This is a genomic window from Mycobacterium sp. TY814, assembly GCF_030755175.1.
GTDB lineage: Bacteria > Actinomycetota > Actinomycetes > Mycobacteriales > Mycobacteriaceae > Mycobacterium.
The window spans coordinates 285,224-297,064 of record NZ_JAUFRY010000005.1 but is presented as its reverse complement, the minus strand read 5'-3'; the positions used below and the strand labels follow the sequence as shown (position 1 = coordinate 297,064).

The 11,841-nt window shown below is 66.9% G+C and carries 10 protein-coding genes; 9 read left to right on the top strand and 1 reads right to left on the bottom strand.

Features of this window, described 5'->3' with window-relative positions; translation table 11 throughout:
• On the bottom strand, positions 1 to 1,819 hold a 1,819-nt coding region (locus QXH22_RS29265), incomplete at its 3' end, for a PE family protein (RefSeq protein ID WP_306277738.1).
• A 340-nt stretch (positions 1,820 to 2,159) separates the two neighbouring features.
• On the opposite strand from QXH22_RS29265, the gene argC reads away from it, so the two are divergent.
• From argC to QXH22_RS29220, 9 genes are all read left to right on the top strand, one after another.
• Positions 2,160 to 3,218, top strand: a complete 1,059-nt coding sequence (gene argC, locus QXH22_RS29260) for an N-acetyl-gamma-glutamyl-phosphate reductase (RefSeq protein WP_306240719.1) — start codon at positions 2,160 to 2,162, stop codon at positions 3,216 to 3,218.
• Entirely contained in the window at positions 3,215 to 4,435 is a 1,221-nt protein-coding gene (argJ, locus tag QXH22_RS29255; RefSeq protein WP_306277737.1) for a bifunctional glutamate N-acetyltransferase/amino-acid acetyltransferase ArgJ, read from the top strand. The genes argC and argJ overlap by 4 nt, the downstream gene beginning before the upstream one ends.
• 2 nt (positions 4,436 to 4,437) lie before the next feature.
• Positions 4,438 to 5,319: an acetylglutamate kinase gene (gene argB / locus QXH22_RS29250; RefSeq protein ID WP_306244224.1), complete on the top strand. Its 882-nt coding sequence runs from the start codon at positions 4,438 to 4,440 to the stop codon at positions 5,317 to 5,319.
• A complete protein-coding gene (locus QXH22_RS29245; protein WP_306277736.1) occupies positions 5,316 to 6,509 on the top strand; it encodes an acetylornithine transaminase in 1,194 nt (397 codons plus the stop codon). The genes argB and QXH22_RS29245 overlap by 4 nt, the downstream gene beginning before the upstream one ends.
• A complete protein-coding gene (gene argF, locus QXH22_RS29240; protein ID WP_306277735.1) occupies positions 6,502 to 7,428 on the top strand; it encodes an ornithine carbamoyltransferase in 927 nt (308 codons plus the stop codon). Before QXH22_RS29245 ends, argF begins: the two co-directional genes overlap by 8 nt.
• Positions 7,425 to 7,922: an arginine repressor gene (locus tag QXH22_RS29235; RefSeq protein WP_306240715.1), complete on the top strand. Its 498-nt coding sequence runs from the start codon at positions 7,425 to 7,427 to the stop codon at positions 7,920 to 7,922. The genes argF and QXH22_RS29235 overlap by 4 nt, the downstream gene beginning before the upstream one ends.
• A gap of 50 nt (positions 7,923 to 7,972) precedes the next feature.
• Positions 7,973 to 9,169: an argininosuccinate synthase gene (locus QXH22_RS29230; protein WP_306277734.1), complete on the top strand. Its 1,197-nt coding sequence runs from the start codon at positions 7,973 to 7,975 to the stop codon at positions 9,167 to 9,169.
• 87 nt (positions 9,170 to 9,256) lie between these two features.
• Complete coding sequence (argH, locus tag QXH22_RS29225) at positions 9,257 to 10,669, top strand: argininosuccinate lyase (protein ID WP_306240713.1); 1,413 nt, start codon at positions 9,257 to 9,259, stop codon at positions 10,667 to 10,669.
• A gap of 110 nt (positions 10,670 to 10,779) precedes the next feature.
• Entirely contained in the window at positions 10,780 to 11,841 is a 1,062-nt protein-coding gene (locus QXH22_RS29220; RefSeq protein WP_306240711.1) for a type III polyketide synthase, read from the top strand.

Genomic DNA, 11,841 nt, shown 5'->3' with positions numbered 1-11,841 from the left:
ACGCGGCGTTGAGCGCACCCTGGAACGCGGCACTCAGCGCGGGGAACGTGGCGGAGAAGCCGGCGGACAGTGCGCCATTCAGCGCGGCAGCCAAGGTGTTGTTCAGGGCAGCGTTCAGGGCGGCGAGTCCGGTGCCGAAGCTGCCACTGAGCTGGGCGGCAAGGTTGGCTCCGGTCTGAGCCAGGGCGTTGAGCGCGGCGGAGAACGACGGCAGTCCACCGCCGAAAGCGGCGTTCAATGCGGCGGTCAGGCCGTTCAGTCCGCCGGTGAAGGCGCCGTTGAGGGCGGCCGACAGGCCGGCCAGGCTGGCACTGAGGTTGCCGGACAGCGCTCCGGAAAGCGATGCCGACAGTGCCGGGAAGGCTGCGCTGAAGTTGGCGGCCAGGTTCTGCCCTGCGCTGAGCAGAGCGTTCAGGGCGCCCTGGAATGCCGGAGCACCACTGAGTGCGGCGTTGAACGCGGCGTTGAGGGCGGTGTTCAGACTTGCCAGGCCGGTGCCGAAGTTGCCCGCGAGTTGTGCTGCTAGGGCCGGGAAGTTGCCAGCCAGGCTCGCGCCGGTCTGGACCAGGCCCTCCAGAGCCGCTGACAGGGCCGGCAGGCTCAGGGTGCCGGACAGCGCGGCTTCCAGGCCGGCAAGGCTGGCTTCGAAGCTGCCTGAGAGAGCCCCGTTGAGCGCTGCGGACAGCGCCGGCAGGGTGGCGCTGAAGTTCGCTGCGAGGTTCTGTCCCGCGTTGATCAGGCCGCTGAGTCCAGCCTGCAGCGTGGGCAGGCCACCGCTGAGGGCGGCGTTGAGCGCCGCGTTGAGGCTGGCCAAGCCGGTGCCGAAGGCCCCGGACAATGCGCCGTTGAGTTGTCCGGCCAACGCCGGCAGGGCGGCGCTGAAGCTGCCGGCCAGATTCTGGCCCGCGCTGATTAGTCCGTTCAGTCCCGCCTGGAATGCCGGCAGGCCACCGCTGATCGCGGCGTTGAGTGCGCCGCTGAACTGGGCGCCGAGTGCGGGAAGGGTGGCACCGAAGTTGGTGGCCAGTCCGGACAGGGTGCCGAAGAAGTTGCCGACGAGCATTCCGCCGGTCTGGGCGAGCTCGGTGAGGCCAGAGAAGTTCGCGTTGAGGCTGCCCGTGAACGCGGCAGACAAATTCGCACCGATTCCGGTGCTCAAGAACGTTTCGAGGGCAGCGTTGGCGGGTCCGAACAACGCGGCGCCGCTGCCCGACAGGCTGGCGCCGAGACTCTGCAGAGCCACGCCCGAGTTGGCGATGGCCTGTCCGGTCTGGGCGAGTCCTGCTCCCAGACCCGACGAGAGAGCCCCGCCGGTCTGAAGAGCCAGTCCAGCGCCGAGGTTGGGTAGCGAGGTCAGTGCACGCAGGGCCGCGCCGGCGTCCAGGCTGCCCATCAGGGACCCGGACCCACCGAGTTGAGCGCCCAGGCCGGGAATACCGAAGCCTGTGCTCAAGGCGCCGTTGATCTGGGCAGCCAGGTTGGCGAAACCATTCTGCAGCGCCGACAAGAAGCCGTCGAGGCTCAGCAGGGCTGAACCGTTGACCGCTTCGGCGGCCGCGTAGGCGGTCGCACTCTGGGTCATCATCGCGACGAACTCTTGGTGGTACGCCGTCGCTTGGGCGCTGACAGCCTGGTAGTCCGTACCCAGGGTGCCGAACAGCCGCGCGATCGCGGCCGACACTTCGTCCGCGGCTGCGGGCATAAGTTCGGTCGTCGCGCCTGCCGCAGCAGAACTGACGTCAACCAATGACGAGCGGATACCGGCTAACTGCTCGGCCGCCGCTTCGACGAATTCAGGCACAGCAATGACAAAGGACATGTCCATCTCCCCAGATGACCCCAATGGAACAAGCCGCGACCCAACGACGCCCGATCGTCACAGGGGCAACACGTGGGCAATAGATCCCCGTACGGAGAGGTGGTTAAACCCGTTATTTCTAAGAATTTCCGGGCAGAATCTTATGGTTTGCGATTGACCTTGCGGTCCTACCTTTTGCCCGAAATCAGCTGTGCCAGAGAGCAACTGCTCCCTTCGTGTATATCAGTGGTTCGGCGGAATGGGAAGGGGTGTTTCGGCGTGTCACGTTGACAGCTGCCGCAACTTGCCTAGCTACGGTTACGACGGCGCCTAGAATGAATTTGCAAAGATCTGCATAACCATGCAGAATCGCCGGGTGGGCGATGCGATACGGGTGGCGGTTGCCGGTGCCAGCGGTTATGCGGGGGGTGAGATTCTCCGCCTGCTCCTCGGTCATCCGGCCTATGCAGATGGTCGCTTGCACATCGGCGCAGTGACAGCGGCCAGCAGCGCCGGAACCACGTTGGGCGAACACCATCCGCATCTGATTCCGCTGGGCCAACGAGTCGTCGAGCCGACCGAGCTCACCGTACTGAGCGGCCACGACGTGGTCTTTTTGGCTCTGCCGCATGGGCATTCGGCAGCACTGGCTGAACAGCTCGGCCCGCAAACCTTGGTAATTGACTGCGGGGCGGACTTCCGGCTCAGCGATGCGGCAGCGTGGGAACGCTTCTACGGCTCTGCGCACGCCGGTACCTGGCCCTACGGGTTGCCCGAATTGCCCGGTGCGCGGGACATATTGAGAGGTGCGCGTCGTATCGCCGTGCCCGGCTGTTACCCGACGGCGGCGCTGCTTGCCCTGTTGCCCGCTGTGGCGGAGGGTCTCGTCGAGCCGGCTGTCACGGTCGTCGCGGTGAGCGGCACGTCTGGGGCTGGCCGCGCCGCCAAGACAGATCTTCTCGGCTCGGAGGTCATCGGATCGGCGCGGGCATACAACATCGGTGGCGCACACCGTCATACGCCCGAAATCGTGCAGGGTCTGCGGGCGGTCACCGACCGCGACGTGACCGTCTCCTTCACGCCGGTGTTGATCCCGACCTCGCGCGGCATCCTGGCCACCTGCACCGCGCCCACTCGCGCACCTATCTCGCAGCTCCGCGCCGCTTATGAAAAGGCCTACGACGGAGAACCTTTCATTCACGTGATGCCCGAGGGGCAGTTGCCTCGCACCGGCTCGGTGATCGGCAGCAATGCTGCGCACGTCGCGGTCGCCGTCGACGAGGACGCGGCGACCTTTGTCGCGATCGCCGCAATCGACAACTTGGTCAAGGGAACTGGAGGCGCCGCGGTGCAGTCGATGAATCTGGCACTCGGCTGGCCGGAGGCCGAAGGACTTTCGGTGGTCGGAGTGGCACCGTGACCGATCCCGTCACCGAGGCCCACACCAGGTTGCTTCGCGCGCAGGGGGTCACCGCCCCGGCCGGCTTCCGGGCCGCCGGTATCGCCGCCGGTATCAAGGTGTCCGGCGCTCCCGATCTGGCGATGGTGTTCAACGAGGGGCCCGACTATGCGGCAGCCGGAGTGTTCACTCGCAACAAGGTCAAAGCAGCGCCGGTGCTCTGGACTCAGCAAGTGCTGACCACCGGGCGTTTGCGTGCTGTGGTTCTCAATTCCGGAGGCGCCAATGCCTGTACGGGTCCGGGCGGCTTCCAGGACACCCATGCCACCGCCGAAGCCGTTGCGGCGGCATTGTCGGACTGGGGCACCGAAACTGGCGCCATCGAGGTCGGTGTCTGTTCCACCGGCCTGATCGGTGACCGGTTGCCCATGGATAAGGTGCTCGCCGGAGTGGCCGACATCGTGCACGAGATGCATGGCGGGCTCACCGGTGGGGACGACGCTGCTCACGCCATCATGACCACAGACACCGTGCCCAAACAGGTTGCCCTGCACCACTCTGACAAGTGGACGGTCGGCGGAATGGCCAAAGGCGCCGGCATGTTGGCCCCGTCACTGGCCACCATGCTGTGCGTGATCACCACGGACGCGGTCGCCGATGCGGAGGCGCTCGATCAGGCGTTGCGACGTGCCGCCGCTCGCACATTCGATCGACTCGATATCGACGGCAGTTGCTCCACCAACGACACCGTCCTGCTGCTGGCGTCGGGAGCCAGTGAAATCGCACCGAACCAGGGCGATCTCGACGAAGCGGTGCTGCGCGTCTGCGACGACCTGTGTGCTCAACTGCAGGCCGACGCCGAAGGTGTCACCAAGCGTGTCACTGTGACGGTAACCGGGGCTGCCACCGAGGACGAGGCGGTGACCGCTGCGCGGGTCATCGCCCGCGACAGTCTGTTCAAGACGGCAGTGTTCGGCTCCGACCCCAACTGGGGCCGGGTGGTGGCTGCCGTCGGGATGGCCCCGGTTGACCTGGATCCGGATCGAATCACTGTGTCGTTCAACGGGTTCGTCGTCTATCGGGAGGGTGCCGGCGCTCCCGGCGCCCGCGAGGTGGACCTGTCGGGGGCCGACATCCACGTCGTGGTCGACCTGGCGATCGGTGACGGCCAGGCCGACATCCGCACCACCGATCTGTCCCACGCCTACGTCGAAGAGAACTCGGCATACAGCTCATGACCATGAACATCGACGATCTGTCTACGCAGGCCAAGGCGCAGGTGCTGGCCGAAGCCCTGCCCTGGCTCAAACAACTCAACGGCAAGATCGTCGTCATCAAGTACGGCGGCAACGCGATGACGGACGAGTCGCTGCGTCGGGCGTTCGCCGCCGACATGGCGTTCCTGCGCAACTGCGGGGTACATCCGGTTGTCGTGCACGGCGGCGGTCCGCAGATCACCGCGATGCTGCGCAAGCTCGGTATCGAAGGCGACTTCAAAGGCGGATTCCGGGTCACCACACCGGAAGTGCTCGACGTGGCACGGATGGTGTTGTTCGGCCAGGTCGGTCGCGAACTGGTGAACCTGATCAACGTGCACGGCCCATACGCCGTCGGGATCACCGGCGAGGACGCCCAACTGTTCACCGCGGTGCGGCGCAGCGTCACCGTCGACGGCGTGGACACCGACATCGGCCTGGTCGGCGACGTCGAACTGGTCAACACCGCGGCGGTACTGGACCTTATTGCTGCTAAACGCATTCCAGTTGTCTCGACGCTTGCCCCGGACGCCGAGGGGGTGGTGCACAACATCAACGCCGACACCGCGGCGGCAGCACTGGCCGAAGCGCTGGGCGCCGAAAAGCTCCTGATGCTCACCGATGTCGAGGGCCTGTACACCAGCTGGCCCGACCGAACATCACTGGTCAGCGAAATCGACACCGCCACGCTGGCGCAACTGCTTCCCACCCTGGAGGCGGGGATGATCCCCAAAGTCGAGGCGTGCCTGCGTGCGGTCACGGCCGGCGTACCCAGTGCACATGTCATCGACGGGCGTGTCGAACATTGCGTCCTTGTCGAGCTTTTCACCGACGCCGGAACCGGTACCAAGGTGGTGTCCGCATGACCGCAACGCGCGGCGTACAGCAGCGCTGGCAAGCCGTGATGATGAACAACTACGGCACCCCGGCGATGGCGCTGGCCAGCGGCGAGGGAGCCGTCGTCACCGATGTGGACGGCAAGACTTACGTCGACCTGCTCGGTGGTATCGCGGTCAACGTGCTCGGTCATCGGCATCCGGCCATCATCGATGCGGTGACCCGGCAGCTGTCGACGCTCGGCCACACGTCCAATCTGTACGCCACCGAGCCGGGCATCGCACTGGCCGAGCAGCTGGTCTCGCTGCTGGGCGCGGAAACCCAAGCGCGAGTGTTCTTCTGCAATTCCGGGACCGAAGCCAACGAAGTGGCATTCAAGCTGACCCGACTCACGGGACGCACCAAAATCGTTGCCGCACAGGAAGCTTTCCATGGCCGCACGATGGGTTCGCTGGCACTTACCGGGCAACCGAGTAAACAGGCGCCGTTCGAACCGCTGCCGGGTCATGTCGTTCACGTCCCGTACGGCGACGTCGACGCGTTGGCGGCGGCGGTCGACGACTACACGGCGGCAGTCTTTCTCGAGCCGATCATGGGGGAGAGCGGAGTCGTCGTGCCGCCCGAGGGTTACCTGGTCGCGGCCCGGGAGATCACCGCGCGGCATCAGGCGCTGCTGGTACTCGACGAGGTGCAGACCGGAATCGGGCGAACTGGGGCGTTTTACGCTCATCAGCACGACGGCATCACCCCGGATGTGATCACCCTTGCCAAGGGTCTCGGCGGCGGGCTGCCGATCGGCGCGTGCATCGCGATCGGTCCGGCCGCGGATCTGCTCACCCCGGGTCTGCACGGCAGCACCTTCGGCGGCAACCCCGTGTGCACCGCGGCCGCCCTTGCTGTCCTGAAGGTGCTCGAAGACGAAGACCTGGTGCGCAGCGCCGACACCAAAGGCAAAGCGCTGCGGCACGGTATCGAGTCGCTGGGTCATCCACTGATCGACCATGTCCGCGGACGCGGCCTGCTGCAGGGCATCGTGCTGACCGCGCCGTACGCGAAAGACGCCGAAGCCGCGGCCCGCAACGTCGGCTACCTGGTCAATGCGGCCGCGCCCAACGTGATTCGGCTGGCCCCGCCGTTGATCATCACCGAGTCCCAGCTGGACGGCTTCGTCGCCGCCCTCCCTGCCATCCTCGACACCGCCGGAGCCGTACATGGTTAGGCATTTTCTGCGCGATGACGACCTGACGCCGCACGAACAGGCCGAGGTCCTCGAGCTCGCCGCCACCTTGAAGAAAGACCCATTCAGCCGTCGTCCGCTCGAGGGTCCACGCGGTGTCGCGGTGATCTTCGACAAGAATTCCACGCGCACCCGGTTCTCCTTCGAAATGGGCGTCGCCCAACTCGGCGGGCACGCCGTGGTGGTCGACGGTCGCAACACCCAACTCGGGCGTGACGAGACCCTGGAGGACACCGCACGCGTGTTGTCCCGCTTCGTCGAGGCCATCGTGTGGCGCACCTTCGGGCAGGAACGGCTGATCGCCATGGCCTCCACCGCCTCGGTGCCCGTCGTCAACGCGCTGTCCGACGAGTTCCATCCCTGCCAGGTCCTAGCCGACCTGCAGACCATCGCCGAACGCAAGGGCACACTGCCGGGCTTGAAGATGACGTACCTCGGTGACGGCGCCAATAACATGGCCCACTCGCTGATGCTGGGCGGCGTGACCGCCGGCATGCACGTCACTGTTGCTGCACCGGAAGGCTTTACGCCCGATCCGGAGGTGGTGGCCGCAGCCCGCACACGAGCCGACGAGACCGGGGGCAGCGTGGCGGTGACCGCCGACGCTGATGCGGGCGCGGCCGGCGCCGACGTCCTGGTCACCGACACCTGGGTGTCGATGGGACAGGAGGGCGACGGCCTGGACCGCGTCAAACCGTTCCGTCCATTCCAGGTCAATCAACGACTACTCGGTCTGGCCAACCCCGATGCGCTTGTGCTGCATTGTCTTCCGGCCCACCGGGGTGACGAGATCACCGACGAGGTGATCGACGGACTGGCCAGCGCGGTGTGGGACGAGGCGGAAAACCGGCTGCACGCCCAGAAGGCACTGCTGGTGTGGCTGCTGGAGCGGTCGCGATGACGGCGAAGGCGGCCCCCGAGGTCAGCGCCAACCGCGCCGGCCGGCAGGCCCGCATCGTCGCCATCCTGTCGACCGCCGAGGTGCGCAGCCAGAGCGAACTGGCCGCTCGGCTGGCCGCCGAGGGCATCGACGTCACCCAGGCCACCCTGTCCCGCGATCTGGAGGATCTGGGCGCGGTCAAACTGCGCGGTGCGGACGGCGGCGTCGGCGTCTACGTCGTCCCCGAAGACGGCAGCCCCGTCCGGGGCGTCGCCGGCGGCACCGGCCGATTGTCCCGGCTGCTCGGTGAGCTGCTGGTGTCCACCGATGCCAGCGCAAACCTGGCCGTCCTGCGCACTCCGCCCGGCGGTGCCCATTATCTGGCCAGCGCCATCGACCGCGCGGCGTTACCGTACGTCGTCGGCACCATCGCCGGTGACGACACCGTGTTCGTGGTGGCCCGCGAACCGATGACCGGCGCCGAACTGGCCTCAGCGCTAGAAGAACTCAAGTAGACCTCAAATACACTGCTGCAGACTTTGCACGAGCAAAAGGAGAACTGTTCATGTCAGAGCGCGTCATCCTCGCGTATTCCGGCGGTCTGGACACTTCGGTGGCCATCAGCTGGATAGGCAAGGAGACCGGCCGTGAGGTCGTTGCGGTGGCGATCGACCTCGGCCAGGGCGGCGAGGACATGGAAGTGGTGCGCCAGCGTGCCCTGGACTGCGGCGCCGTGGAGGCCGTGGTGGTCGACGCACGCGACGAGTTCGCCGAGGGCTACTGCCTGCCCACCATCCTCAACAATGCGTTGTACATGGACCGCTACCCGCTGGTGTCGGCCATCAGCCGGCCGCTGATCGCCAAACATCTGGTGGCCGCAGCGCGCGAACACGGGGGCAGCATCGTCGCGCACGGCTGCACCGGCAAAGGCAACGACCAGGTGCGCTTCGAGGTCGGATTCGCCTCGCTCGCGCCGGATCTCGAAGTCCTCGCACCGGTGCGCGACTACGCGTGGACGCGGGAGAAGGCGATCGCCTTCGCCGAAGAGAACGCCATCCCGATCAACGTCACCAAGCGCTCGCCGTTCTCCATCGACCAGAACGTGTGGGGCCGTGCCGTCGAGACCGGCTTCCTCGAGCACCTGTGGAATGCCCCCACCAAGGACGTCTACTCCTACACCGAAGACCCCACCGTCAACTGGAACACCCCCGACGAGGTCATCATCGGCTTCGAACAGGGCGTACCGGTCACCATCGACGGCAGACGGGTGACCGTGCTGCAGGCCATCGAGGAGCTCAACCGCCGGGCCGGCGCGCAGGGTGTGGGACGTCTGGATGTCGTCGAGGACCGGTTGGTGGGCATCAAGAGCCGCGAGATCTACGAGGCGCCCGGAGCCATGGTGCTCATCACCGCGCACGCCGAACTCGAACACGTCACGCTGGAACGCGAGCTGGGCCGGTTCAAGCGGCACACCGATCAGCGCTGGGCCGAGCTGGTCTACGACGGCCTGTGGTATTCGCCGCTCAAGGTGGCTCTGGAAAGTTTCGTGGCCACCACCCAGGAGCACGTCACCGGCGAGATCCGGTTGGTCCTGCACGGCGGTCACATTGCGGTCAACGGACGCCGCAGCGCCGAATCGCTCTACGACTTCAACCTGGCCACCTACGACGAGGGCGACACCTTCGACCAGTCGATGGCCAAGGGGTTCGTGTACGTGCACGGGCTGTCGTCCAAGCTGTCCGCCCGCCGGGACATGCGGTGACGTTCTTTTCGCGAGCAGTCGCAAACTCGCACCGACACGCCGGTCCGACTGCGAGTTTGTGTCTGCTCGCGGGGAGGAGGTGACCCCGTGAGCACCAACGAGGGTTCGCTGTGGGGCGGCCGCTTCACCGGCGGCCCGTCCGACGCGCTGGCCGCGCTGAGCAAGTCCACCCACTTCGACTGGGTGCTGGCGCCCTATGACATCACCGCGTCCCGGGCGCACACCATCGTGCTCCACCGGGCGGGGCTGCTCACCGACGAACAGCGCGACGGCCTGCTGGTCGGCCTGGACAGCCTCGCCGAGGACGTCGCCGACGGCAGCTTCGAACCGCTGGTCACCGACGAGGACGTGCACGCCGCGCTGGAACGCGGTCTGATCGACCGGGTCGGCCCCGATCTCGGCGGCCGGTTACGGGCCGGGCGATCCCGCAACGACCAGGTGGCCACGCTGTTCCGGATGTGGCTGCGCGACGCGGTCCGCCGGGTTGCCGACGGCGTGCTCGAGGTGGTCGCTGCGCTGGCCGAACAGGCCGGCACCCACCCGACGGCCATCATGCCGGGCAAAACCCACCTGCAGTCCGCTCAGCCGATCCTGCTGGCACACCACCTGCTCGCCCATGCGCACCCGTTGCTGCGCGACGTGGACCGCCTCGTCGACTTCGACGAGCGTGCCGCCATCTCTCCGTACGGCTCGGGCGCGCTGGCCGGCTCCTCACTGGGCCTGGACCCCGACGCGATCGCTGCGGACCTCGGCTTCGCCGCCGCCGCGGACAACTCCGTGGACGCCACCGCCGCCCGGGATTTCGCCGCCGAGGCCGCATTCGTCCTCGCCATGATCGGGGTGGACCTGTCGCGCCTGGCCGAGGACATCATCCTGTGGAGCTCGACCGAATTCGGCTATGTGACCCTGCACGACTCCTGGTCCACCGGCAGCTCGATCATGCCGCAGAAGAAAAACCCGGACATCGCGGAGCTGGCCCGCGGCAAGTCCGGGCGGCTGATCGGCAACCTGGCCGGGCTGCTGGCGACGCTGAAGGCCCAGCCGCTGGCCTACAACCGCGACCTGCAGGAAGACAAGGAACCGGTATTCGACTCGGTGGCCCAGCTGGAGCTGCTGCTGCCGGCGATGGCCGGGCTGGTCGGCAGCCTGACGTTCCATGTCGACCGGATGGCGGCCCTGGCGCCGCTCGGCTACACCCTGGCCACCGACATTGCCGAATGGCTGGTCCGCCAGGGCGTGGCCTTCCGGTCCGCGCACGAGGCCGCCGGCGCGGCGGTGCGCGCCGCCGAGCAGCGCGGCGTCGGCCTGCAAGAACTCACCGACGACGAGCTGGCCGCGATCAGCCCCGAACTCACACCAGCGGTTCGTGACGTGCTCACCATCGAGGGATCGGTGTCGTCCCGCGACGCTCGCGGCGGCACCGCGCCGGACCGCGTCGCCGAACAACTGCTCGCCGTCACCGAAGTCGCGGGTCAACTGCGCCAGCAGTTGCGGCGCTGAGCCGCACGCTGCTCTTTTTGCCGGGCAGGTTAGCCACGACTAAACTGCCAGCTCTAAGCCATTCGGATGAACGTGACGGCCGTGGTGTTCGTGTCAAAGGGGTGGGACCAATGAGTGTCATCGCAGGTGTCTTCGGGGCCCTGCCGCCCCATCGCTATTCGCAGCGAGAACTCACCGACATGTTCGTCAGCATTCCCGATTTCCAGGATTACGAGGACATCGTCCGGCAGTTGCACGCCAACGGGAAGGTCAACAGTCGCCACCTCGTCCTGCCGCTCGAGCAGTACCCGCGGCTGAAGGATTTCGGCGAGGCCAATGACATCTTCATCGACAAGGCGGTGGACCTGGGCGTCGAGGCGTTGATGGGTGCGCTCGACGAGGCCGGGTTGCGCCCCGAAGATCTCGACGTGCTCATCACCACCACGGTCACCGGTCTTGCGGTGCCCTCGCTGGACGCCCGGATCGCCGGGCGGGTCGGGCTGCGCGCCGACGTGCGACGGGTGCCGCTGTTCGGGTTGGGATGCGTGGCGGGGGCCGCCGGGGTGGCCCGCCTGCACGACTACCTGCGCGGCGCCCCAGACGGCGTAGCCGCCCTGGTGTCGGTGGAGCTGTGCTCGCTCACCTTCCCCGGATACAAGCCCTCGGTCGCCGGCCTGGTGGGCAGCGCACTGTTCGCCGACGGTGCCGCCGCGGTGATCGCGGTCGGAGAACGGCGCGCGGCCGAGGTGGCTGCCGGCGGACCGAGCGTCGTCGATTCGCGTGGCCATCTCTACCCGGATTCGCTGCGTACGATGGGATTCGATGTCGGCGCCGGTGGTTTCGAGCTGGTGCTGTCCAAGGATGTGGCAGCCGTCGTCGAACAGTATCTGCGCACCGACGTCACCGCATTCCTGGCCGAGCACGGCCTGACCACCGCCGATATCGGTGCCTGGGTGACTCATCCGGGCGGACCGAAGATCATCGAAGCGATCACCGAAACCCTCAATTTGCCTGCCGAAGCGCTGGAGCTGACCTGGCGCTCGCTGGGCGAGATCGGCAACCTGTCGTCAGCGTCGGTCTTGCATGTGCTGCGTGACACCCTCGCCAAGCCACCGCCCAGCGGCAGCCCCGGCCTGATGATCGCGATGGGTCCCGGCTTCTGTTCCGAGCTGGTCCTTTTGCGCTGGCACTGA

Coding starts and splice junctions, on each gene's coding strand:
- argC (WP_306240719.1), top strand. CDS start 2,160: ATGCAGAATCGCCGGGTGGGCGATGCGATACGGGTGGCGGTTGCCGGT.
- argB (WP_306244224.1), top strand. CDS start 4,438: ATGAACATCGACGATCTGTCTACGCAGGCCAAGGCGCAGGTGCTGGCC.
- QXH22_RS29245 (WP_306277736.1), top strand. CDS start 5,316: ATGACCGCAACGCGCGGCGTACAGCAGCGCTGGCAAGCCGTGATGATG.
- QXH22_RS29230 (WP_306277734.1), top strand. CDS start 7,973: ATGTCAGAGCGCGTCATCCTCGCGTATTCCGGCGGTCTGGACACTTCG.
- argF (WP_306277735.1), top strand. CDS start 6,502: ATGGTTAGGCATTTTCTGCGCGATGACGACCTGACGCCGCACGAACAG.
- QXH22_RS29220 (WP_306240711.1), top strand. CDS start 10,780: ATGAGTGTCATCGCAGGTGTCTTCGGGGCCCTGCCGCCCCATCGCTAT.
- QXH22_RS29235 (WP_306240715.1), top strand. CDS start 7,425: ATGACGGCGAAGGCGGCCCCCGAGGTCAGCGCCAACCGCGCCGGCCGG.